At 75.0% G+C, this 23934-nt stretch carries 19 protein-coding genes; 14 read left to right on the top strand and 5 right to left on the bottom strand.

The features are described from left to right. Positions 1-78: 78 nt before the first annotated feature. The gene (locus tag BXA05_RS00380) at positions 79-1827 is read right to left on the bottom strand and encodes a glycerol-3-phosphate dehydrogenase/oxidase (RefSeq protein WP_076403274.1); all 1749 of its coding nucleotides are present in this window, start codon (positions 1825-1827) and stop codon (positions 79-81) included. Between the two features lie 230 nt (positions 1828-2057). Here BXA05_RS00380 and BXA05_RS00375 point away from each other — a divergent pair, with 230 nt between their 5' ends. Continuing rightward, complete coding sequence (locus BXA05_RS00375) at positions 2058-3008, top strand: sugar-binding transcriptional regulator (RefSeq protein WP_034655252.1); 951 nt, start codon at positions 2058-2060, stop codon at positions 3006-3008. 25 nt (positions 3009-3033) lie between these two features. Further along, positions 3034-3687, top strand: a complete 654-nt coding sequence (locus BXA05_RS00370; RefSeq protein WP_076403272.1) for an amino-acid N-acetyltransferase — start codon at positions 3034-3036, stop codon at positions 3685-3687. Positions 3688-3703: 16 nt separating this feature from the next. On the opposite strand, the gene BXA05_RS00365 is transcribed toward BXA05_RS00370, so the two are convergent. Next, positions 3704-4669, bottom strand: a complete 966-nt coding sequence (locus tag BXA05_RS00365) for an iron-sulfur binding domain-containing protein (RefSeq protein ID WP_083711184.1) — start codon at positions 4667-4669, stop codon at positions 3704-3706. A gap of 190 nt (positions 4670-4859) precedes the next feature. On the opposite strand from BXA05_RS00365, the gene BXA05_RS00360 reads away from it, so the two are divergent. Continuing rightward, positions 4860-5720 (top strand): hypothetical protein, encoded by an 861-nt coding sequence (locus tag BXA05_RS00360; RefSeq protein WP_076403270.1) that lies wholly within the window; start codon positions 4860-4862, stop codon positions 5718-5720. Between the two features lie 81 nt (positions 5721-5801). Here the strand turns inward: BXA05_RS00360 and BXA05_RS00355 are convergent, their stop codons facing one another. Continuing rightward, on the bottom strand, positions 5802-6524 hold the full coding sequence (locus BXA05_RS00355; protein ID WP_076403269.1) for a class I SAM-dependent methyltransferase: 723 nt from the start codon (positions 6522-6524) through the stop codon (positions 5802-5804). A 37-nt stretch (positions 6525-6561) separates the two neighbouring features. Continuing rightward, the gene (gene disA, locus BXA05_RS00350; protein WP_021479893.1) at positions 6562-7647 is read right to left on the bottom strand and encodes a DNA integrity scanning diadenylate cyclase DisA; all 1086 of its coding nucleotides are present in this window, start codon (positions 7645-7647) and stop codon (positions 6562-6564) included. 194 nt (positions 7648-7841) lie between these two features. On the opposite strand from disA, the gene BXA05_RS00345 reads away from it, so the two are divergent. After that, complete coding sequence (locus BXA05_RS00345; RefSeq protein ID WP_211435805.1) at positions 7842-10307, top strand: VWA domain-containing protein; 2466 nt, start codon at positions 7842-7844, stop codon at positions 10305-10307. Positions 10308-10392: 85 nt separating this feature from the next. On the opposite strand, the gene BXA05_RS00340 is transcribed toward BXA05_RS00345, so the two are convergent. Continuing rightward, complete coding sequence (locus tag BXA05_RS00340) at positions 10393-11856, bottom strand: DNA repair protein RadA (RefSeq protein WP_076403266.1); 1464 nt, start codon at positions 11854-11856, stop codon at positions 10393-10395. Positions 11857-11940: 84 nt separating this feature from the next. On the opposite strand from BXA05_RS00340, the gene BXA05_RS00335 reads away from it, so the two are divergent. The 10 genes from BXA05_RS00335 to BXA05_RS00290 all read left to right on the top strand — a co-directional run bounded on the left by BXA05_RS00335 (position 11941) and on the right by BXA05_RS00290 (position 23896). Then, positions 11941-12477, top strand: a complete 537-nt coding sequence (locus tag BXA05_RS00335; protein WP_061266718.1) for a potassium channel family protein — start codon at positions 11941-11943, stop codon at positions 12475-12477. Between the two features lie 230 nt (positions 12478-12707). Continuing rightward, positions 12708-13448, top strand: coding sequence for a hypothetical protein (locus tag BXA05_RS00330; protein WP_076403265.1), 741 nt, complete (start codon positions 12708-12710; stop codon positions 13446-13448). Positions 13449-13527: 79 nt separating this feature from the next. Continuing rightward, the gene (proC, locus tag BXA05_RS00325) at positions 13528-14403 is read left to right on the top strand and encodes a pyrroline-5-carboxylate reductase (RefSeq protein WP_076403263.1); all 876 of its coding nucleotides are present in this window, start codon (positions 13528-13530) and stop codon (positions 14401-14403) included. A 35-nt stretch (positions 14404-14438) separates the two neighbouring features. Beyond that, positions 14439-15491, top strand: coding sequence for a LacI family DNA-binding transcriptional regulator (locus BXA05_RS00320; protein ID WP_061266725.1), 1053 nt, complete (start codon positions 14439-14441; stop codon positions 15489-15491). 113 nt (positions 15492-15604) lie between these two features. After that, a complete protein-coding gene (locus BXA05_RS00315) occupies positions 15605-17278 on the top strand; it encodes a xylulokinase (protein WP_076403262.1) in 1674 nt (557 codons plus the stop codon). Continuing rightward, the gene (locus tag BXA05_RS00310) at positions 17275-18033 is read left to right on the top strand and encodes an L-ribulose-5-phosphate 4-epimerase (protein ID WP_076403260.1); all 759 of its coding nucleotides are present in this window, start codon (positions 17275-17277) and stop codon (positions 18031-18033) included. Before BXA05_RS00315 ends, BXA05_RS00310 begins: the two co-directional genes overlap by 4 nt. Positions 18034-18157: 124 nt before the next feature. Continuing rightward, the gene (araA, locus tag BXA05_RS00305; protein ID WP_076403257.1) at positions 18158-19666 is read left to right on the top strand and encodes an L-arabinose isomerase; all 1509 of its coding nucleotides are present in this window, start codon (positions 18158-18160) and stop codon (positions 19664-19666) included. A gap of 381 nt (positions 19667-20047) precedes the next feature. After that, complete coding sequence (locus BXA05_RS00300; RefSeq protein ID WP_031315144.1) at positions 20048-21067, top strand: ABC transporter substrate-binding protein; 1020 nt, start codon at positions 20048-20050, stop codon at positions 21065-21067. A 235-nt stretch (positions 21068-21302) separates the two neighbouring features. Beyond that, entirely contained in the window at positions 21303-22841 is a 1539-nt protein-coding gene (locus BXA05_RS00295) for a sugar ABC transporter ATP-binding protein (RefSeq protein WP_061269177.1), read from the top strand. Continuing rightward, positions 22838-23896, top strand: a complete 1059-nt coding sequence (locus BXA05_RS00290; RefSeq protein ID WP_043655183.1) for an ABC transporter permease — start codon at positions 22838-22840, stop codon at positions 23894-23896. The genes BXA05_RS00295 and BXA05_RS00290 overlap by 4 nt, the downstream gene beginning before the upstream one ends. The last annotated feature ends 38 nt before the right edge of the window (positions 23897-23934 follow it).

Raw genomic sequence — 23934 nt, 5'->3', positions numbered from 1 at the left:
CCGTGGGGTCGGTGTGCGGGGCCCCGGGGCCGACCCGTCGGTCGGCCACCGGGGCTCGCTCGCGGCGATGTGCAGCTGTCAGGTCGTGCGGAGCGGCTGGAGCGGCGCGACGTCGGGCGCCTCCAGCCGGGTGCGCTCGGCGGACGCGTCGTCGGGCTCCTGCTCGGCGGCGGCCTCGGCCTCCGCGCGGGCGATGTAGCTCGCGATCTCGGCGTCGCGCGTCGCGTCGTCCCACCCGAGGATCTCGGCGGCGACGGCCGCGATCTCGGGCAGCGCGGCGAGGCCCCGGTCGGGCACCTCGTAGTTGAGCCGCGTGCGGTGCAGCAGCAGGTCCTCGAGGTGCAGCGCCCCCTCGTGGGAGACGCCGTACGCGATCTCCGCGCGCAGGTACGCCGGCGCGTGCTCGAGCGGGCGGGCGAGGTCCGGCTGCGCCTCGCACAGCTCGACGAGCTCGCGCAGGTTCGACCCGTACCGGTGCAGGAGGTGGTCGACCATGGCCGGGGTCCAGCCGTACCGGGACGCCCAGGGCCGCGCCTGGCGACGCACGGCGTCGAGGCCGACGGCGCCGAGCAGCGGGATCTTGTGCGTGATCGACGGCAGGGCGCTCGCGCGCTGGCCGATCGCGAAGTCCACCGCGTCCTTCGCCATGACGCGGTAGGTGGTGAGCTTGCCGCCGGCGATGACCGTGAGGCCCGGGGTGGGGGAGGCCACCGTGTGCTCGCGCGAGACCTTCGCGGAGCTGGTGCCCTCCTTGGTACCCGGCTGGAGCAGCGGCCGCAGGCCCGCCCAGGTGCCGATGATGTCGTCGCGCGTGAGGGGGTGGGCGAGCACGGCGTTCGCGTGCTCGAGCACGTAGTCGATGTCGGCCGCGGTCGCGACGGGGTGCTGGAGCTCCTGCTCCCACGGGGTGTCGGTCGTGCCGATGACCCAGTAGCGGGACCACGGGATGACGAACAGGACCGACTTCTCGGTCTGCAGGATCAGCCCGACCTGGCCCTTGATGCGCTCGCGCGGCACGACGATGTGGATGCCCTTGGACGCGAGGACCCGCAGGCCGCCCTCGCTGCCGGCGAGCGCCTCGGTGTCCTCCGTCCAGACGCCGGTCGCGTTGATCACGGCGCGTGCCCGGACGGTGATCTCGCGGCCCGTCTCGAGGTCCTGGAGCACGGCGCCGTTCACGGCGCCCGTCGAGCCCTTGGTGAGCGAGACGACCTGCGTGCGGGAGGCCGCGTGCGCGCCGTACGACGCCGCGGTGCGCACGAGCGTCGTGACGAGACGGGCGTCGTCGACGGACGCGTCCCAGTACTGGACTGCGCCGACGGCCGCGTCGTGCGCGAGGTCGGGGAACTTCTTCTCCATGCGGCTGCGCGACAGGTGCCGGTGCAGCGGCATCGCGCGGCGCCCGGGCGCGACGCTCGCGAGCGTGTCGTAGAGCGCGATGCCCGCGCCGACGTAGGCACGCTCCCACACGCGGTGCTCGAGGGGGTACAGGAAGGGGACGGGGCGCACGAGGTGCGGCGCGATCTCCTTGAGCAGGAGGTCGCGCTCCGTGAGCGCCTCCTTGACCAGGTGGAAGTCGAGCATCTGCAGGTAGCGCAGGCCGCCGTGCACGAGCTTGCTCGACCGGCTCGACGTCCCCGCCGACCAGTCCTGCGCCTCGACGATCGCGGTGGAGAGCCCGCGCGTGACCGCGTCGAGCGCGATCCCGGCACCGGTGACCCCGCCGCCGATCACGAGGACGTCGAGCTCGGCGTCCGCGCTGGTGCTGGCCTCGAGCGCGGCGAGCGCCTGCCGCCGGGAGTCCGCGGTGAGTCTCGTGGATGCCATCCGTCTTCCTCTCTCGTCCCTCGGTGCTGCGGCACGCCGCGGGACGATCGCGCCCACGGTGCGCTCACAGCGACGGTCCCACGCCCGACCAGGGTGCGCGAGCGGGAACCGCCGTGCGTGCACCGGGGTCTCCGGCGCGGAGGCACACGGTCCAGACCACCACGCCGCGAACGCCCGCGCAACCGTGGTGCACGAACGTGCAGAATGGGGGTGACGGGAAGGAGACCGCGATGGTCGATCGGGAGCAGGACGTCCTGCGCGCGGCGTCGATGTACTACCTCCAGGACATGAAGATGGAAGCGATCGCCAAGCACCTGCACACGTCGCGGTCCACCGTGTCGCGGCTGGTCAAGCGGGCGCGCGACACGGGCCTGGTCGAGATCTCGCTGCGCCCCGCGCGCAGCCGCGGGCCGGGGCTCGGGCAGCACCTCGCGAGCACGTGGGGGATCGACGCCTACGTGGTCCCCGTGCCCGACCAGGCGCCGCAGGTCGAGCGGCTCGAGCAGGTCGCGCTGACGACCGCGCGCCTGCTGTCGACGTGGTTCGACTCCGACATGATCCTCGGGATCGCGTGGGGCACGACCCTCTCGGCCGTGTCCCGGCACCTGCCCCGCAAGCCGACCCGGGGGAGCGCCGTCGTGCAGCTCAACGGGGCGGCGAACACGCGGACGTCGGGCGTGCACTACGCGGGCGACCTCATCGCGGGCTTCGGCAGCGCGTTCGACGCCCACGTGCACCATTTCCCAGTGCCCGCGTTCTTCGACTACGCGGAGACGAAGCGCGCGATGTGGCGCGAGCGGTCCGTGCGCCGCGTGCTCGACGTGCAGCACCGGGCCGACATCGCGCTGTTCTCCGTCGGGGCCGTCGCCGGCGGCGTGCCGTCGCACGTGTACTCCGCGGGGTACCTCGACCCTGACGACATCGCGGTCCTCGACGCCGAGGGCGTCGTCGGCGACGTCTGCACCGTGTTCCTCCGCGCCGACGGGACCTACCGCGACATCGCGCTCAACGAGCGCGCGACGGGGCCGGCCCCCGAGGAGCTGCGGCGCGTGCCGCGGCGGGTGTGCGCCGTCGCGGGCGACAACAAGGTGGCGCCCCTGCGCGCGGCCCTGCGCGCGGGCGTGGTGACCGACCTCGTCGTCGACGAGATCACGGCGGCCCACCTCGTCGGGGGCTCGTGAGCGCGGAGCGCAGATATGCGTCCTGATGCATGACTATGCAGCGGGTGCCCCGCGCGCGTACAGTGTCGCGGTGCCCACGACCTCTGCCGTCCGTGTCCGTCCCGCGCTGCCCGCGGACGTGCGGACGGTGCGTGCGCTCGTGCAGCCCTACGCCGAGGACCGCATCCTCCTGGCCAAGGAGATGGTCGGGTACTACGAGGCGGTCCAGGAGTTCGTCGTCGCCGAGGTGCCGGACCCGGACGCGGCGGACGGCGCGGACGCGCGGCGCGTCGTCGGGTGCGGGGCGCTGCACGTCATGTGGGACGACCTCGCGGAGATCCGCACGCTCGCGGTGGACCCGGCGTGGCGCGGCCACCGTGTCGGGCACGCGCTCGTCGTCGAGCTCGTCGCCCGTGCCCGCGCGCTCGGCCTGCGGCGCGTGTTCTGCCTGACGTTCGAGGTCGACTTCTTCCGCGCGCACGGCTTCCGCACCATCGAGGGCACGCCCGTGTCCCCCGAGGTGTACGCGGAGCTCCTGCGCTCGCACGACGACGGCGTCGCCGAGTTCCTCGACCTCGCGCGCGTGAAGCCCAACACGCTCGGCAACACGCGGATGCTGCTCGACCTCGACGGCCCTGCCGTCCCCGGCGGCCCCGCCGACCTCGACGGCGACCGCGCCGCGGACGCCGCGCGCGGCTGACGGCCCGCCCGCCGGGTCAGGCGGGGAGCCGGTAGAGCACCCCGCCCGGCCCGTCCTCCTGCTCGACGAGACCGTCCTCGACGAGGCTCGCGACGCACCGGTCGAGCTGCGCGGCGTCGTGCCACACCTCGGCCACGACGCCGCGCGGCACAGGGCCCGGCGCGTCGCGCAGCGCCGCCATGACCCGGCCCCGCGCCTGCCGGTCGGTGCCCGCCCAGGCCTGCGTGCGGCGTCGGGCCGCGTGCTCGTCGCCGGGGCGCCCGGCCAGGCGCCACGCGCACGCGTCGCGGACGGGGCAGACGCCGCACCGGGGCGCGCGCGCCGTGCAGACGAGCGCGCCGAGCTCCATCGACGCCGCGGCCCACAGCACCGCGTCGTCGTCGTCGGGCGGGGCGACGGCGGCGGCGGTCGCGCGCTCCGCGGCCGTGTAGGACGGCGCGGGCAGCGCGACGCCCCCGACCGCCCGCGCCAGGACGCGGCGCACGTTCGTGTCGACGACGACCGCGCGGCGCCCGTGCGCGAACGCGGTGACCGCCGCGGCGGTGTACTCGCCGACCCCCGGCAGCGCGCGCAGCGCCTCCTCGCCGCGGGGCACCTCGCCGTCGTGCCGCTCGACGATCGCCCGGGCGCACTCCTGCAGGCGCAGCGCGCGCCGCGGGTAGCCCAGCCGGCCCCACGCGCGCAGCACGTCGGCGGTCGGTGCGGCGGCGAGGTCGGCCGGCTCGGGCCAGCGCTCCATCCACGCCCGCCACGCCGGCTCGACCCGCACGACCGGCGTCTGCTGCAGCATGACCTCGCTCACCAGCACGCCCCACGCGGTGCGGTCGGCCGCCCGCCACGGGAGATCGCGGGCCGTCGCGCCGAACCAGCGCCCGACGGCGTCCCTCAGCCCCGCGTGCGGGTCACCGGGCGCGGTCGTGCTCGACGGCGCCGGGCGGGCGCGGCCGTCGGGACGCGCGGGGCGCGGGGCGGGGGCTGGCACGGGTGGGTCCTCGGGAGGGTCGGGGCGGCGGGCCGGGGGACGGAGCAGATCGACAGGGCAGGTGCACAGGCAGGTGCACGGGCCGGACACATTGTGCCCCGACCTGCGCCACCGTCGGCGCGGCACCGGCGCCGCGGGGCGGCCCCGCGGCTAGCGTGGTCCCGACCAGCACGAGCACGACGGAGGACCCGTGAGCACGCCGCGGACCGACCGCACCCCGAGGCCGAGCACCCGCCCCAGCACCGGGCCGGGCGCTCCCACGCGCGCCGCTCTGGTACGCCGTCGGCTCGTCGCGCTCCTCCTGCTCGTCGCGCTCGTCGTCGGCCTCGTGCTGCTCGGCCAGGTGGCCGTCCGCGCCGTCGGGCCGCTGCTGAGCGGCGACGCGAGCGCGCAGGAGGGCAAGTCCCCGCCCCCCACGCCCGAGGCCGCGGGGCCGCCCCGCGACTGCACGGCGGCGTCGCTCGAGCTCGCCGTGACGACGAACGCCGCCGAGTACGAGCCCGGTCGCGCCGTGCAGCTCGACGTGACCGTCCGGCACTCCGGCGGGCGGCCGTGCCTCGTCGACGGCTCCGACGCGGGCCGCCAGGTGCTCGTCTACTCGGGCGACGAGCTCGTGTGGTCGTCGGCCCACTGCGGGTCCACCGAGCGCCTGCTGCTCATGAGCACGGGCGACGAGGACCCGTCGCGGCTCGTGCGGTGGGACCGGCACCGCTCGGTCGAGGGCTGCGCGCCCGACCAGCCCGAGGTCGGGCCCGGCACGTACACGGCGGTGGTGAGCATCGCCGGCGTCGACGGCGCGACGAGCGAGCCCGTGACCTTCACCCTGCTCGCCCCGCCCGCGCCCACGCCAGACCCGGCCGAGCCCACCGCCCCGGCGGACGGGACCACCCCGGCGGAGGGAGCCCCGGCGGACGGGACCGCTCCCGCCGACGGGACGGCCCCGGCGGACGGGACGGCCCCGGCGGACGGGGCGCCGCCGGCCGAGGGGACGGCGCCCGCCGAGGGCGCCGAGCCGCCTGCCCCGTCCGGTCCTCCTGCCGACGGCGCGTAGACCGGCGGCGCTGCCCCGCCCGGGGCGCTGCCCCTCCCGTGGGGCCCCGACGTTCCCGGGCACGCGCCCGGGTCGCGGGCGTCAGCGGCGGGCGAGGGCCCAGCGGAAGGTGTTGCGCAGCAGGTAGGACCCGTCGGGCCGCCGGAACGGCCGCGCGGCGCGGAGCACGTCGGGGCGGAGCTCGGCGCGCAGCTCGTCCGACTCGCCGAACATGATCGCGGCGACGACCTCGTCCGCGTCGGCGAGCACCATCGGCGCGTCCGCGACGCCCTCCGTCACCGGCGTGAAGCCGTGCTCCGCGAGGAGCGCGCCGAGGTGCCCCTCCTCGCGGCTCTCGTCGCTCGGCTCGTGGTCCTCGCCCGCGACCGCGCGCTCGAGGACGGTGAGGTCGTTGAGCTCGTCCTCGGCCCACGTCGCGACGGCGACCAGCCCGCCGACGCGGCGGCACTCGACGAGCGTCCGCGCGACGTCGGTGAAGGCGAGCGCGTTGACGAGCGTCACGAGGTCGAAGGAGTCGTCCGGCCAGGGGAGGCGCTCCGCCTGGGCGACCCGAAGGTCCGCGCCCGGGCTGCGGCGCCGGGCGGCGTCGACCATCCCCGCGGCGGCGTCGCACCCGGCTGCCTCGGCCCCGCGGGCCACGGCCAGGGCGACGAGCTCGCCCGTCCCGCACCCGACGTCGAGCACGCGGGAGCCCGGCCCGACGCCCGCGGCGTCGAGGATCGCCCGCTGTGCGGGCTCGGCGGCGGGCGCCCACCAGCGCGCCCAGGCGTCGGCCAGTGCCGACCACTCGTCGACGTGGTCCACGGTCCCCTCCGTGTGCGTCGTGCGGACGGTCGGAGCGTCAGACGTAGCGCTCGAGGATGCTCGACTCCGCGAGCCGGGACAGGCCCTCGCGCACCGCGCGGGCCCGCTGCTCGCCGACGCCGTCGACGGTCATGAGGTCGTCGATGCTCGCCGCGAGGAGCTTCTGCAGGCCGCCGAAGTGCGCCACGAGCCGGTCGATGATCGTCGCGGGCAGGCGCGGCACCTTCGACAGGAGGCGGTACCCGTGCGGGGCGACCGCCGCGTCGAGCGCGTCGCCGCCACCCGGCAGGTCGAGCACCCGGCCGATCTGGCCGAGGTCGAGGAGCTGCGTGGAGTCGAGGCCCCCGAGGGCCTTCTGCACCTCGGCGAGCGAACGGTCCTTGCGGCCCAGGTCGACGTAGTCCCGGATGACGAACTCGCGGTCCGAGCCGATGCCGCCGATGAGCTCGTCGAGCTGGAGCGCGAGGAGGCGGCCGTCGGTGCCGAGCTCGATCACGTAGCCGGCGATCTCCTCGGAGATGCGCGCGACCATCTCGAGGCGCTGCACGACGGCGCAGACGTCGCGCACCGTGACCAGGTCCTCGATCTCGAGCGCGGACAGCGTGCCGGACACCTCGTCGAGGCGCGCGCGGTAGCGCTCGAGCGTCGCCAGCGCCTGGTTGGCGCGCGACAGGATCGTGTCGGAGTCCTCCAGGACGTGGCGCTGCCCGCCGACGTACAGCGCGACGATCCGCATCGACTGGCTCACCGAGATGACGGGGAAGCCGCTCTGCTTGGCCACGCGCTCGGCCGTGCGGTGCCGGGTCCCGGACTCGGTGGTCTCGATCGTCGGGTCCGGCAGGAGCTGGACGGCGGCGCGCAGGATGCGGTTGGCGTCGCGGTCGAGCACGACGGCGCCGTCCATCTTCGACAGCTCGCGCAGCCGCGTCGCGGAGAACCCGACGTCGAGCTGGAAGCCTCCCGAGCACATCTCCTCGACGATCTTGTCCAGGCCCAGCACGATGAGCGCGCCGGTCCGGCCGCGCAGGATGCGCTCGAGACCGTCACGGAGCTCGGTGCCCGGTGCCACGGCGGCGAGGGTCTCCCGGAGCAGCTCGTCGGGGTGCGCGGGGGAGTTGGCCACGGGGGAATCCTACGCTGCGAGCCCCTCCGCACCTCCGGAAAACCCCGGCGCCACGCCACAAAGCGGTCACGATCCGGTCTCGGCGCCGTGGGGCGTGCCGGGTCCGGGCGCCGGGCGCACCGGTGGCCGCCTCCGGAGGGCTCCGTCAGAGTGGGTGCTCGAAGCAGATCATCGGAGCGGCTCGGGGAGGGCACGTGCACCGTCGTCGGTCGTTCGCACAGGTCGGGAGGTCCGCCGCGGCGGGCGCCGCGGCGCTCGTCCTCGTGGGCCTCGCCGCCCTCGCCACGGGCACCGCGGCCGTGGCCGAGGTACCCGAGCCCGGGGAGGGTGAGGCCGTCGTCACCGTCCGCGTGGGCGGGGACCGGGTCGGGACCCGGGAAGTCGCCCCGCTGCCCGGCGTCGTGCTCGGGCTCTACACCGAGGGGGCGACGCCCGAGCCGGTCGACCAGCCCTGGGCGCTGTGCACCTCCGACGCCGACGGGGACTGCTCGTTCGTCGTCCCGGCTACGGGCCCGGGGGGCGCGAACGCCGGTGCGCGGTTCCTCGTCCGCCAGCTGTCGGCGCCCGCGGGGTGGTACACCAACCCAACCCTGCGGACGGGAGCGGGGAGCGGGTCGGGCTCCGTCGCCCGGCCGTACGAGTTCCTCACGCCGCCGCTCGAGGCGGGCCAGACGTACAGCTCCCTGGCGGCCGAGCCGCCCTTCATGTTCGGCAGCGCCGGCAGCGGCCGACCCGAGACGGACTCGGAAGGGGTGTGGCAGCAGTCGCGCACGAACCCGGAGTTCGCCGCGCAGTGCGGGGTCGACGTCGCGCTCGTGCTCGACCTGTCGGCGTCCTTGGGCAGCCAGGTGACGAACCTCAAGGCCGCGACCGACTCGATCGCGGACGCGCTCGTCGGGACACCGTCGCGGATGGCGGTCTTCTCGTTCGACGGGACGTCGCCCGCGACGAACGGCGGCAACGCCCCGACGCTCGTCCCCGTCTCGACGCAGGGCGGCGCGGACGCGTTCAAGGCCCAGTACGCGGGCTGGGCGACAGGGTCCGGGACCAACTGGGACCAGGCGCTGTGGGCCGTCGCGCAGGCCGCGCCGGACTACCAGGTGGTCGTCCTGCTCACCGACGGCAACCCGACGCGGTTCAGCGCCGACCCGCTGCTCGGCAGCGGCGGCACCACGCACTTCCGCGACGTCGAGAACGGGATCTACTCCGCCGACGCCGTCAAGGCACGGGGATCCCGGCTCCTCGCGCTCGGCGTCGGCAGCGGGATCGACGACGTGACGCGCCTCAACCTGCGAGCGCTCTCCGGCGAGACCTTCTACGAGGGCGGCGACCCGCGGTCGGCCGACTACTTCGACCTGGCCGACTTCGAGTCCGCGGGGTCCGCGCTCCGTGACGTGCTCCTCTCGGGCTGCGCGTCGCGGCTCACCGTGACGAAGGAGCTGGTCCCCGCGGAGAACCTCGGCGAGGACGTGACGGGCGCGGTGCCCGCGGGACCGGGGTGGGAGATCTCGGCCGGCACGACGACGGCCGGGGTCACGGTCACGCCGCCGACGCAGACGACGCCCGACGACGGCACCGGCAGCGTGGTGTTCGACGTCGACTACGGCGGCCAGCCCCAGACCGCGACCCTGACCGTCGCGGAGACCCAGCAGGACGGCTACGACCTCGTCACGGCCGCCGGGGCGAACGCCGTGTGCGTCGACAAGCTCGCGCAGGACGCCCCGGTCGCGGTCGAGAGCTCCGGTGCCACCGGCTTCACGGTCGACCTCCCGCCCTCGGGGTTCGTGAGCTGCACGATCCGCAACCGGCCGCAGTCCGCGGTCGTCGTCGACAAGACGTGGGTCGTGCGCGGCGAGACCTTCGCCGAGGGCGAGCAGCCGGAGGGCCTGGAGGCCGCGCTCACGCTCACCGGGCCCGACGGCGCGGGCCCGAGCGCCCAGCCGTGGGGCGCCGAGCGGGGCGGGTACGCGGGCGCGCAGGAGGTCGTCGTGGACGAGACGACGACCCTTCCCGCGGGCTGCGTCCTCACCGGTGCGCGCGTGACGTCCGTCGACGGCGAGACGGTCGACGAGGCGCTGCCCTTCACGACGACGGCGGGGTCGCCGACGCGCGAGGTGGAGGTGACGAACGAGGTCGTGTGCCCGCCGATGCTCACGCTGGTCAAGGAGGTCGTCAACGACGACGGCGGCACTGCCGCGCCTGCCGACTGGACGCTCACGGCGTCCGGGTCTGCCGAGACCGGCGACCTCGTCGTCACGGGGGCGTCGGGGAGCGACGACGTCACCGCGGTGCCCGTCGAGGAGGGGACGTACGCGCTGGCCGAGGACGGGCCGGCGGGCTACACCACGCTCGGGTGGGAGTGCGTCGACGGGGAGGGCGCGGCGCTCGCGGTCGAGGACGAGGTCGTCGTCGTCGGGCCCGACGACGCCGTGACGTGCACCGTGACCAACGACGACGACCCGGTGCCGCCCACGACGCCGGCGCCCGAGCCCTCCGAGCCGGGAGCCACGGCCGCACCCGCCCCCGGTGGCGGCGGCCCGCTCGCCACCACGGGCGCGAGCGTCGCGCTCCTGACGGCGCTCGCTGGCCTGGCCGTGGCCGTCGGCACGGGGACGGTCGTGCTGGTGCGGCGCCGTCGCTCGGCCGGCGTCGAGGGCTGACGACCGCGGCGGGGCGGCCGTCGGGCCCCGCGCGCGGGCCCCGCTCGGTGGCTGCCCGGCAGCTACCCCGCCGCGGCCCGTGCGCTCAGCTCCGCGCGAGCTCGACCGCCTCGCCGAGGTGCCGCGCCGGGTGGATCGTCATGCCCTCGACGGGGCGCGGGAACGACCCCCGCGGCACGACGGCGCGCGTGAAGCCGAGGCGCGCGGCCTCGGCCAGCCTGCGGTCGAGGCCGGCGACGGGGCGGATGTCCCCGGCGAGGCCGACCTCGCCGAACGCGACGGTGCCCTGCGGGAGGGCCTCGTCCTCCCGCGCGGACAGGACGGCGAGCGCGATCGAGAGGTCGGCGGCCGGCTCGGTCACCTTGGCGCCGCCCACGGTCGACGCGTAGACGTCCTGGTCGACGAGCCGCACGCCCGCGTGCCGGTGCATGACGGCGAGGATCATCGCGAGGCGGCTCGAGTCGACGCCGCTCGTGGTGCGGCGCGGGTTCGTCAGCGAGCTCGGCACGACGAGCGACTGGATCTCGAGCGCGAGCGGCCGGCGGCCCTCGAGCGTCACGGTGACGCACGTGCCCGGCACGCCCGCGCCGGTGTGCGAGAGGAAGAGGCCGCTCGGGTCGGCGAGCCCCACGATCCCGTTCTCGGTGAGGTCGAAGCAGCCGACCTCGTCCGTGGGCCCGTAGCGGTTCTTCACGGCGCGGACGAGGCGCAGGCGCGAGTGCCGGTCGCCCTCGAACTGGCACACGACGTCGACGAGGTGCTCGAGCGTGCGCGGGCCGGCGACCGAGCCGTCCTTCGTGACGTGCCCGACGAGGATCACGGGCAGGTCGCGGGCCTTCGCCGCGGCGATGAGCGACGCCGCGACCTCGCGCACCTGGCTCACGCCACCGGGCGCGCCCTCGACCTGCGCGGACGCGATGGTCTGCACGGAGTCCACGACCAGCAGGTCGGGCTCCGTGGCCTCGATGTGCCCGAGGACGGTCGCGAGGTCCGTCTCGGCCGCGAGCAGCAAGCCGGGCGCGAGGGCGCCGACACGCTCGGCGCGCAGGCGCACCTGCCCGGCCGACTCCTCGCCCGTGACGTACAGGACGCGCCGCGGGACGGGCGCGGGGCGCGCGGGCTCCGCAGGCGCGCGCTCTCCGGCGGGCCGGACCGTCGGCAGGTCGGAGCCGCCCGCGGCGACGTTGCTCGCCACGGCGAGCAGGAGCGTCGACTTGCCGACGCCCGGCTCCCCGGCGAGGAGCACGACGGCGCCCGGCACGATGCCGCCGCCGAGCACGCGGTCGAACTCGGACACGCCGGTGGGCGTGGCGCGCGCGGCCTCGACGCTGATCTCGCCGATGGGGCGCGCGGGGGAGCGCGTGGGGGACACGGCCGTGGTGCGGGGGCCCGAGGCGGCCGGGGCGTCCTCCGTCACCGTGCCCCACTCCTGGCACTCGCCGCACCGGCCCACCCACTTCGCGGTGGTCCACCCGCACTCGCTGCAGCGGTAGGCGGGGCGGGCTCGCTTGGCGGCCGCGGAGCGGGCCGCGGTGGTCGACGACGTCACGCGCCCCAACCTAGCCAGCACCCCTGACACCGGCACGCCGCCGTACGCCGCGACGAGCGGGCGTCGGCGCGGGATGCTGGGCCCATGCGCATGCGCGGCCTCCCGCACGACAGCCCGTGGTGGACGCCGATCCTCACGGTGACCTCGACGGCCGCGTGCCTCACGGTCTACTACGGCGTGCCGCTGCCCGACGACGACGCGCCCGAGGTGGTTCAGCTCGTCTCCTTCGGCGTCGGGCTGGCGCTGCTGTGCGGGCTCCTCGTGGTCCAGGTGCGGCGCCAGCTCCGCGCGTGGGAGACGCCGAGCGTGCGGGTCCAGTCCGTCATGGGCCTGCTGCTGCCGGTCGTGACGTTCTTCGCCCTCGTCTACTACCTCCTCGCGGACCAGTTCGTGGGGATCGAGAACCGGACCGACGCCCTGTACTTCGCCGTCGTGACGCTCGGGACGGTCGGCTACGGCGACGTCCACCCGACGGGCGAGGCCGCCAAGATGGTGGCGATGGTCCAGATCGTGCTGGACCTCGTCGTCGTCGGCGTCCTGGTGTCGATCGCCACGTCGCGCGCGCGGGCCCGGGCGGAGCACCGCGAGCGCGCGGAGCGCACCGGGCGACGCCCCGACTGACGTCCCCGGCCGACGGTCCCCGGCCGGCGGTCCCCGGCGCGCGGCCCCCGGGCGGGCGGTCCCCGAGGCGGACGCGCGGGCACGACGACCGGGTGAACCCGCTCCGCCCGGACGACACCCCGCGTCACCGCAGGGGGTCGGGCCCGCGCGCGTCCTACGCTGGGCCGCGGGGCCAGGCCCCGGAGGATCGGCGGCCCACGAGGACGGCCGGGAGCAGAGAGGTGCGTGCGATGAGCCAGTCGCCCGGCGGGGGCACGCTAGGACGGGCCGCCACCCCGGCGCGCCCCGGGGCGACGGCGGGCGCGGCGGGCCCGTCGGGTCGACGTCGTCCCGCCGACGCGACGGGCGCGCGCGACCGGCGGCACTCCCGCCCTCCGTCGGCGGCGGTGTACCGGCGCCGACGGCTCGTGGTGCTGGTCGGCCTCCTGGTCGTCGTCGGTCTCGTGCTCGCGCTCCTCGCGTGGGTGTGGCCCGGGTTCGCCCGCTCGGACGCCCCGGCGGAGCCCGAGCCGACGGTCACCGTCACCGCCGACCCGCCCACGCCGACGCTCGAGCCCGTGGCACGCACCGGCACGACCGCGTTCGCGCAGGCGCTCCCGGACACCGTGCTCGACCTCGTGCTCCGCAGCGACTCGGCGACGGACGCGTGGACCGCCGCGCGTGCCCTGGAGGCGTACCAGCTCGAGTACGCCGACGGCGAGGGGGACGACGCGACCCGGGTCACCGTCGTCGCGGGCCAGTGGCCGACGTCCGCGGAGGCGGAGGCCGCGGCGGACGACCTCGTCGCCGCGGCGGGCACGCCCACGGAGGAGGGCGACGTCGAGGTCGCCGGGGAGGTCGCGGGCCGGTACGCCGTGACCGACGCGGGCGACGGCCGGGCCACCGTCACGTGGCGCAACGACACGGCCGTCCTCCAGGCCACGGGGCCCGCCGACGTGGTGACCGACGTCTACGCCGCCTTCCCGCTCTGAGCACCGGGGCCCTCGCGGCGGCCCGGACTCTCCGGGTGCGCAAGAATGCCCTTCACCGACTCCCGGGAGCTGATCGCCCATGACCGACCTGCCCACCCCCTCCGCGCCCCGGCTCGCCGTCCTCGGCACGGGCGTCATGGGCGAGACCGTCCTCGCGGGTGCGCTCGCGTCCGGGTGGCGACCCGACGACGTCGTCGCGACCGTCCGCAGGCCCGAGCGCGCCGACGAGCTCGCCGCACGCCACGGCGTCCGGACGACGCGCGACAACGTCGAGGCCGTGCGCGGCGCCGGGGTCGTCGTCGTCGCGGTGAAGCCGAAGGACGTGGCCGCGCTGCTCTCCGAGGTCCACGACGCGGTGGGCGAGGGCACGGTCGTCGTGAGCGTCGTCGTCGGCCTGCCGACCGCCTTCTACGAGGAGCGGCTGCCCGCGGGCACCGCGGTCGTGCGGGTCATGCCGAACACGCCGTCCGTCGTGGGTGCGGGCGTGAGCGCCGTGAGCGGCGGGAGCGCCGCGGACGACGACGACGTCGCGCTCGTCGAACGGCTGCTCGCCGCGACGGGCCTCGTCGTGCGCGTCGCGGAGAAGGACCAGGACGCCGTCGGCGCGCTCTCCGGCTCCGGTCCCGCGTACGTCTTCTACGTCATCGACGCGCTCGCCGAGGCGGGCGTGCTGCTCGGCCTGACGCGCGCGACGGCGCTCGAGCTCGCGACCGCGACCGTGCACGGCGCGGCCACGATGCTGCGCGAGACGGGCGAGCACCCGGCGATCGCGCGCGAGCGCGTGTCGTCGCCGGGCGGCACGACGGTCGCGGCGCTGCGCCGTCTCGACGCCGGCGGGGTGCGCGCAGCGTTCCTCGACGCGCTCGAGGCCGCGCGCGACCGCTCGGCCGAGCTCGTGGCGGCGCTCGCGGACGCCTCGGCACCGCGCGCGGGGACCGAGGGGGCCGGGTCGTGAGCGACGGGCCGTCGCCCCGCACGCGCCCGCCCGCGATGTCGGACGTCGCGCGGCTCGCCGGCGTCTCGCACCAGACCGTGTCCCGCGTGCTCAACGACCACCCGAGCGTGCGGCCCGAGACCCGCGACCGCGTCCTCGACGCGATCGCGACGCTCGGCTACCGCCGCAACAGCGCGGCGCGCGCGCTCGTGACGATGCGCTCGGGCACGATCGGCGTGGTCACCACCGGCTCCGCGCTGTACGGGCCGACGTCGACCCTCATCGCGGTCGAGGAGGCCGCGCGCGAGCAGGGCTACTTCGTGAGCGTCGCGACGATCCGGCGCTACGACGCCGACACGATGCACCGCGTGCTCGAGCACTTCATGGACCAGGGCGTCGAGGGCATCGTCGTCATCGCGCCGCAGACGGACGTCGCGGCGGCGGTCGACTCGTTCCGCGCGCCGGTCCCCGTCATCATGATCGCCGCGCGCGACCTCCCCGCGGACGGCGAGGCGACCGACGTCGTGCGCCCCGCGTCCGGTGCGCTCGGTGCGCCGGGGGCGATCCTGTCCATCGCCGTGGACCAGCGCCTGGGAGCGCGCGTCGCGACGGAGCACCTGCTCGGCCTGGGCCACCGCACGGTGCTCCACCTGTCCGGGCCCCTCGACTGGTTCGACGCGCGCGAGCGCGAGACGGGCTGGCGCGCCGCTCTCGAGGAGCACGGCGCCCCGGTGCCCGAGCCGGTGCGGGGCGACTGGTCGTCGGACCGCGGGTACGCCGTCGGGCGCGAGCTCGCGGCCGCGATCCGCGCGGGCGACGGCCCGACGGCGGTGTTCGCGGGCAACGACCAGCTCGCGCTCGGCCTGCTGCGCGCGTTCTGGGAGCAGGGTGTGCGGGTGCCGGCGGACGTCTCGGTGGTCGGGTTCGACGACGTCGCGGGCGCCGGGCACTTCATCCCGCCGCTGACGACGGTGCGCCAGCCGTTCGGGTCCCTGGGCCGCCGGTGCATGGGGATGATGATCGACGCGCTGGCGGGCGCGACGGTCCGCCCCGTCTCGATCCCGCCCGAGCTCATGGTGCGCGAGAGCACGGGCACGCCGCGCGACTGACCGCTCGCTCGCACGGACGAGCGCGGAGGGAGTTGGCCCCGCCGGTTGTGAGCGCTAACATTCGAAGGACACTCAACGACCGAGGCGCGACGCCGCGACGAGGAGAAGCAGCAATGGTGCAGCAGGACGAGGTCGGGCGCCGTCGGGCGGCCGTCGTGGCGGGGGACACCGCGCTCGGGATCGAGCTCGGGTCGACGCGGATCAAGGCATGCCTCGTGGACGGCGACGGCACGCCGCTCGCGAGCGGGAGCCACGCCTGGGAGAACCGGTTCGAGGACGGCACGTGGACGTACCCGCTCGACGCCGTGGAGGCGGGGCTGCGCGAGTGCTACGCGCGCCTCGTGGCCGACGTCGAGGAGCGGTACGGCGTGCGACCCACGACGTACGGGGCGCTCGGCGTCTCCGCGATGATGCACGGCTACCTCGCGTTCGACGCCGACGGCGAGCTGCTCGTCCCGTTCCGCACGTGGCGCAACACCTCGACCGGCCCGGCCGCCGCCGAGCTCACCGAGCTGCTGGGCTACAACGTCCCGCTGCGCTGGTCGGTCGCCCACTGGTACCAGGCGATCCTCGACGCCGAGCCGCACGCGGCGTGCGTCGCGTCGCTCACGACGCTCGCCGGGTACGTGCACCGGCGGCTCACGGGCCGCCACGTGCTCGGCGTCGGCGACGCGTCCGGCATGTTCCCGGTCGACCCGGCGACGCGCGACTACGACCACGCGCTCCTCGCGCTCGTCGACGAGCGCGCCGCCACCCACCGGGCCGGGCCGAAGCTCGCCGAGCTGCTGCCGGACGTCCTCGTCGCGGGCGAGGACGCCGGGCGCCTGACCGCCGAGGGCGCGGCCTGGCTCGACCCCACCGGTTCGCTGGAGCCCGGCGTCCTGCTGTGCCCGCCCGAGGGCGACGCGGGCACGGGCATGGTCGCGACGAACGCCGTCGCGCCGCGCACGGGCAACGTCAGCGCGGGCACGAGCATCTTCGCGATGGTCGTGCTCGAGGGCCCGCTCGCCGCCGTGCACCACGAGCTCGACCTCGTCACGACGCCGGCGGGCGACCTCGTCGCGATGGTCCACTGCAACAACGGCGCGAGCGAGCTCGAGGCGTGGGCCGGCCTGCTCGGCGAGCTCGCCGCGGCCGTCGGCAGCGACGCGGGCCCGGACGACGTGTTCGGCGCGCTGTTCCGCGCCGCGCTCGACGGCGACGCCGACGGCGGCGGGCTGCTCGCCTACAACTATCTCGCGGGGGAGCCGATCACCGGGCTCGACGAGGGGCGCCCCCTGGTCGTCCGCACGCCCGGCAGCCGCCTGACGCTCGCCAACTTCGCGCGGACGCAGGTGTACGGCGCGTTCGGGACCCTCGCGCTCGGCATGCGCGTGCTCGCGCGGGAGGGCGTCCGGATCGACGGGATGCTCGCCCACGGCGGGATGTTCCGCACCGCGGGCGTCGCGCAGCGGCTCCTCGCGGCGGCGATCGGCGCGCCCGTCAGCGTGGGGCGCACCGCGGGCGAGGGCGGGGCCTGGGGCATCGCGGTGCTCGCGGCCTTCGCGCGCGCCCGTGCCGGGGAGCGCGCGCCGGGCGCCGACGTGGGCGCCGACCCGGGTGCGGACCTGGGCGACTACCTGCGCGACCACGTCTTCGCGGCGGCCGAGACCGTGACGGTCGAGCCCGACCCCGCGGACGTCGCCGGCTTCGCCGCGTACCTCGAGCGGTACGCGGCCGGGCTCGCCGTCGAGCGTGCCGCCGTGACAGCGCTGCCCACCCGCACCGGAGGAGAGGACCCCGCATGAGCACGCCCACCCCGTCCGCGGACGCGACGGCCGCGCGACCCGCCGTCCCGGCGGTGCCCGCGCACCTGCGCGACGCCGTCGACGCCGCCAAGGAGCGCGTCGCCGCGCTGCACGCCGAGCTGCCCCGCTGGGAGCTCGTGGTGTGGACCGCGGGCAACGTGTCCGAGCGCGTCCGGGACACCACACGGCCCGACGGCGCGGGCGACCTGCTCGTCATCAAGCCGTCGGGCGTCGCGTACGACGACATCACCCCCGGCGCGATGGTCGTGTGCGACCTCGACGGCGCCCTCGTCGAGGGCGACCGGTCGCCGTCGTCGGACACGGCGGCGCACGCGTACGTGTACCGCCACCTGCCCGAGGTGGGTGGCGTGGTGCACACGCACTCGACCTACGCGACGGCCTGGGCCGCGCGCGGCGAGCCCGTGCCGTGCGTCCTGACGATGATGGCCGACGAGTTCGGGGGCGACATCCCCGTCGGACCGTTCGCGCTCATCGGCGACGACTCGATCGGGCGCGGCATCGTGGAGACGCTGCGCGGGTCGCGCAGCCCCGCGGTCCTCATGCGCAGCCACGGGCCCTTCACCATCGGCAAGGACGCGCGCGCGGCGGTCAAGGCGGCCGTGATGTGCGAGGAGGTCGCCCGCACCGTGCACGTCAGCCGCCAGCTCGGCGAGCCCACGCGCATCCCGCAGGACGACGTCGACGCGCTCTACACGCGCTACCAGCACGTCTACGGGCAGCAGCCCGCGCGCTGACCGGCGGGCCGCTCCGACCCGGTTCCCCCGGGCCCGGCGGCGCACCGGCACGACACGCAGCACGACCACCGGGACGGGACCGCAGCGGTGCGGCCCTCGCCCACGACACGAGAGATGGACCGACATGAGCAAGCCCTACGCGGACCGCGAGATCTGGTTCCTCACCGGCAGCCAGGACCTGTACGGAGAGGAGACGCTGCGGCAGGTCGCCGAGCAGTCGCAGGAGGTCGCGCGCGCCCTCGACGCGTCGCCGGACGTCCCGGCGACCGTCGTCTGGAAGCCCGTCCTCAAGGACGCCGGCGCGATCCGCCGCGCGATGCTCGACGCGAACGCCGACGACCGCGTGCTCGGCGTCGTGACGTGGATGCACACGTTCAGCCCCGCGAAGATGTGGATCGGCGGCCTCGACCAGCTCCGCAAGCCGCTCCTGCACCTGCACACGCAGGCGAACGTCGAGCTGCCGTGGGACACGATCGACTTCGACTTCATGAACCTCAACCAGGCCGCGCACGGCGACCGGGAGTACGCGTACGTCGCGACGCGGCTCGGGGTGGCGCGCACGACGGTCGTCGGGCACGTCTCGAACCCGGCCGTCACCGCGCGCGTCGGCTCGTGGGTGCGCGGCGCCGCCGGCTGGGCGGCGACGCACGAGCTGCGTCTCGCCCGCTTCGGCGACAACATGCGCAACGTCGCGGTGACCGAGGGCGACAAGACCGAGGCCGAGCTCCGGTTCGGTGTGAGCGTGAACACGTGGGGCGTGAACGACCTCGTGCGCGCGGTCGAGGAGGTCTCCGAGGCCGACGTCGACGCGCTCGTCGCCGAGTACGAGGACCTCTACGACGTGGTCCCCGAGCTGCGCAAGGATGGCGACCGGCACGCCTCGCTGCGGTACGCGGCGCGGCAGGAGATCGCGCTCGAGACGTTCCTCGAGTCCGTCGGCGCCAAGGCGTTCACGACCAACTTCGAGGACCTGGGCGACCTGCGCCAGCTCCCCGGCATCGCCGTCCAGCGCCTCATGGCCAAGGGCTACGGGTTCGGGGCCGAGGGCGACTGGAAGACGGCCGTGCTCGTGCGCGCCGCGAAGGTCATGGGCGAGGGGCTGCCCGGCGGCGCGTCGCTCATGGAGGACTACACCTACGACCTGACCCCGGGCAGCGAGAAGATCCTCGGCGCGCACATGCTGGAGATCTGCCCGTCGCTCACGACCTCGACGCCCCGCGTCGAGATCCACCCGCTCGGCATCGGCGGCAAGGAGGACCCGGTCCGCATGGTGTTCGACGCCGACCCGGGCGTCGGCGTCGTCGTGTCCCTCGCGGACATGCGCGACCGCTTCCGGCTCACGGCGAACGTCGTGGACGTCGTCCCGCCGAGCGCGCCGCTGCCGCACCTGCCGGTGGCACGTGCGGTGTGGGAGCCGCGGCCGGACTTCGCGACGTCCGCCGAGGCCTGGCTGACGGCGGGCGGCGCGCACCACACGGTGCTCTCCACGGCCGCGGGCATCGACGCGTTCGAGGTCTTCGCGGACATCGCGCGCACGGAGCTCCTGGTCATCGACGAGAGCACGACGCGGCGGGGCTTCCGCGACCAGGTGCGGTGGAACCAGGTCTACTACCGCCTCGCGCAGGGCCTCTGACGCCTGGGGGAGCCGTCCGTGCACGGTCCAGTCCCGGCCGCAGGCCGTGACCGAACCGTGACGGGGCGGCGGCTTCCCCTGGAGCCGTGTGAGCGCTAACATCGTCTCTCGGGAGGGTGTGAGCGATCACATCCGCGGGCCCGGGGTCCTGCCCCTCGCCTGGCTCCGCAGCTCGGGCACGTCGCAGTGCCGAGCGGTGACCGGAATGGTTACCGAACGGTGATGCGGAATGCCGAGTGGGGGCTTGCGGGAGCGGCCCTGACACCGCTAGACATTGACACAAGCAAACATGTATCAACAAGAGTCAACAGTCCGATGAGGGGCTGGCACGACCCGACGGTCCTCGGCACGGCGCCGAGGTCGCATCTCAAGGAGGAGAGCATGTTCAGCACGACCAAGGCGCGCACGCGTCTGACGGGTGTCCTCGCCGGCGTGGCGGTCCTCGCGCTCGCGGCGTGCAGCAGCGGGGGCGGCAGCACGGACGGCAGCAGCAACGACGCGGGCGGCGACGGCGGCGGTGGCGGCGACACGATCTCCGTCGGCTTCTCGCAGGTCGGCGCCGAGTCCGGCTGGCGCGCGGCGAACACCAAGTCCATCCAGGACACGCTCACGGCCGAGAACGGCTTCGACCTCAAGTTCTCCGACGCGCAGCAGAAGCAGGAGAACCAGATCCAGGCGATCCGCTCCTACATCGCGCAGGGCGTCGACGTCATCGCGTTCTCCCCGGTCGTCGAGTCCGGCTGGGACGCGGTGCTCGAGGAGGCCAAGCAGGCCGGCATCCCCGTGATCCTCACCGACCGCGCGGTCGACTCCGAGGACGACACCCTCTACGAGTCGTTCATCGGCTCCGACTTCGTCCTCGAGGGCGAGATGGCCGGCGACTGGGTCTCCGAGAACCTCGCGACCGAGCCCATCAACGTCGTCGAGCTCCAGGGCACCACGGGCGCCGCGCCCGCGATCGACCGCAAGACCGGCTTCGAGAACGCCACGGCCGACAACCCCAACGTGACGATCATCGACTCGCAGACCGGCAACTTCACGCGTGCCGAGGGCAAGACGGTCATGGAGGGCTTCCTCCAGGCGCACGACGACATCGACCTCGTGTACGCGCACAACGACGACATGGGCCTCGGCGCCATCGAGGCCATCGAGGCCGCCGGTCTCGTCCCGGGCGAGGACATCAAGATCGTCACCGTCGACGCGGTCAAGGACGGCATGCAGGCCCTCGCCGACGGCAAGATCAACTTCATCGTCGAGTGCAACCCGCTCCTCGGCCCGGACCTGGCCGACATCATCAAGAAGGTCGTCGCGGGCGAGGAGGTCGAGAAGCGCATCGTCGTCAAGGACGAGTCCTTCACGCAGGAGCAGGCGATCGAGGCGCTCCCGACGCGCGAGTACTGAGCGCACCGCGCGCGCCGAGCGGGCGCCCCGGACCTCCGGGCACCCGCTCCGCACCGCCCCGGCGGGGCCGGTCGACGCCGACCGGCCCCGCCACCACGGACGGGTCGCGCGCCGGGAGAGCACGGCTCCCCGGCGCGCGGCCGACGCACCACCGCCGGCATGCCGACCCCGCCGGCGTCCTGAGGCGCCCCGGGGCCCGGCAGCCCCGCCGCCACCGCTGCACGGAAGGTCACCCATGACTACCGCCGTCCCCGACGGTCGGCCCGTCGTCGAGATGACCGGGATCTCGATCGAGTTCCCGGGCGTCAAGGCGCTCGACGGAGTCGACCTCACGCTCCGGCCCGGAGAGGTCCACGCCCTCATGGGCGAGAACGGCGCCGGCAAGTCGACGCTCATCAAGGCGCTCACCGGCGTCTACTCGATCGACTCCGGTCGCATCCTCGTCGACGGCGCCGAGCACACGTTCTCCGGCCCGGGCGAGGCCCAGGCCGCCGGCGTCTCGCCGGTGTACCAGGAGGTCAACCTCTGCGAGAACCTCTCGGTCGCCGAGAACATCATGCTCGGCCACGAGCCGCGCCGCCTCGGCGCGATCGACTGGCGGGCCACGCGCCGTCGGGCGGGGGAGATGCTCGCGCGCCTCAACCTCGACATCGACCCGGCGTCCTCGCTCTCGAGCCACTCCCTCGCCGTGCAGCAGCTCGTGGCGATCTGCCGCGCGCTCGTCGTCGAGTGCAAGGTGCTCATCCTCGACGAACCGACGTCCAGCCTCGACGCGGACGAGGTCGCGCAGCTCTTCGCCGTCGTGCGGCGCCTGCGCGACGAGGGCGTCGCGATCCTCTTCGTCTCGCACTTCCTCGAGCAGGTGTACGAGATCTCCGACCGCATGACCGTGCTGCGCAACGGGAGGCTCGTCGGCGAGTACGTCACCGCCGAGCTGCCGCGCCTCGAGCTCGTCTCCAAGATGATCGGCACCTCGCTCGAGGTGCTCGAGGAGCTCGAGGAGGCGCCCAAGCGCTCGGTCGCCGACCGCGAGGCGACGCCGTTCGTCCAGGCGCTCGGCGTCGGCCGCAAGGGCTCGGTGCAGCCGTTCGACCTCGACGTCTACCCGGGCGAGGTCGTCGGGCTCGCGGGCCTCCTCGGCTCGGGCCGCACCGAGCTCGCCCGGCTGCTCGCGGGCGCGGACCGCGCGGACAGCGGCCAGGTCCGCGTCGGTGGCTCGCTCGCCCGGCTGCGTACGCCGCGCTCCGCGATGCAGCGCAAGATCGCGTTCTCCTCGGAGCACCGCAAGGCCGAGGGCATCGTGGGCGACCTGACGATCCGCGAGAACATCGTGCTCGGTCTCCAGGCCGAGCGCGGGTGGGCCCGGCGCCTGCCGCGCAAGCAGGTCGACGAGATCGTCGAGAAGTACATCAGCGCGCTCGCGATCCGCCCCGCCAACCCGGACGCGCTCATCAAGAACCTCTCGGGCGGCAACCAGCAGAAGGTGCTCCTCGCGCGCTGGCTCGCGACGGCGCCCAGGCTGCTCATCCTCGACGAGCCGACGCGCGGCATCGACGTCGGGGCGAAGGCCGAGATCCAGAAGCTCGTCGCCCAGCTCTCGGGCGAGGGCATGTCGGTCGTGTTCATCTCGGCCGAGCTCGAGGAGGTGCTGCGGCTCAGCCACCGCATCGCCGTCATGCGCGACCGCGTCAAGGTCGCGGAGATCACCAACGACGAGGACGTCACGGTCGAGGACGTCGTCGAGCTCATCGCGAGCGGAGGGCAGGAGTCATGAGCACCACGGCACCCGCCTGGCAGCGCGCCGTCCAGCACCGGCTCTTCTGGCCGATCGTCGCGCTGGTCGTGCTGCTGGCGGTCAACACGGTCAACCGGCCGAGCTTCCTGTCCATCAGGCTGCAGGACGGCCACCTCTTCGGGTCGCTCGTCAACCTGCTGAAGAACGGCGCACCGCTGCTGCTCGTCGCGCTCGGCATGACCCTCGTCATCGCGACGCGCGGCATCGACCTCTCGGTCGGCGCGGTGGTCGCGATCTCCGGGGCCGTCGCGCTGAGCTTCATCGCGTCGTCGCCCACGCCGGACAGCCTGACGACCGTCCTCGTCGCCGTGGGGATCGCGCTCGCGCTGTCCTTCGTCCTCGGCGTGTGGAACGGGTTCCTCGTCTCCGTCCTCGGGATCCAGCCCATCATCGCGACGCTCGTGCTCATGACCGCGGGCCGCGGCGTCGCGATGCTCATCACGGGCGGCCAGATCACGACGGTCAACAGCGCACCGTTCAAGTCGATCGGGTCCGGGTTCTGGTTCGGGATCCCCGTCGCGGTCGTGCTGGCCGGCATCGTCTTCGCGGCCGTCGCGCTGCTCACCCGGCGCACCGCGCTCGGCATGCTCATCGAGTCCGTCGGCATCAACCCCGAGGCGAGCCGCCTCGCGGGCGTCAAGGCGCGCAGCATCATCTGGACCGTCTACGCGGTCTGCGCGCTCTTCGCGGGCCTCGCCGGCCTCATGATCTCGTCGAGCACCATGGCGGCCGACGCCAACAACGCCGGGCTCTTCATCGAGCTCGACGCGATCCTCGCCGTCGTGATCGGCGGCACGTCGCTCGCGGGCGGGAAGTTCTCGCTCTCCGGCACCCTGGTCGGCGTCCTCATCATCCAGACGCTCACCCTCACGGTGACCATGCTCGGCATCTCGCCGTCCGTCACGCCCCTGTTCAAGGCGATCGTCGTCATCGCGGTCTGCCTCGCGCAGTCCCCGAAGGTGCGCGACCTGGTCGCCGCCCGACGACGTCGCGCGGCCCCGACGGCCGCCGCGGCCGCGGAGGTGAGCGCCTGATGTCCGCCGTGCAGACCCCTGCCCCGACCTCGCCGCCC

The sequence above is a fragment of the Cellulosimicrobium funkei genome (assembly GCF_900155925.1).
Classification (GTDB): domain Bacteria; phylum Actinomycetota; class Actinomycetes; order Actinomycetales; family Cellulomonadaceae; genus Cellulosimicrobium; species Cellulosimicrobium funkei.
Note: the sequence above shows the minus strand (reverse complement) of the source record. Positions and strands in the feature narration are given on the sequence as shown.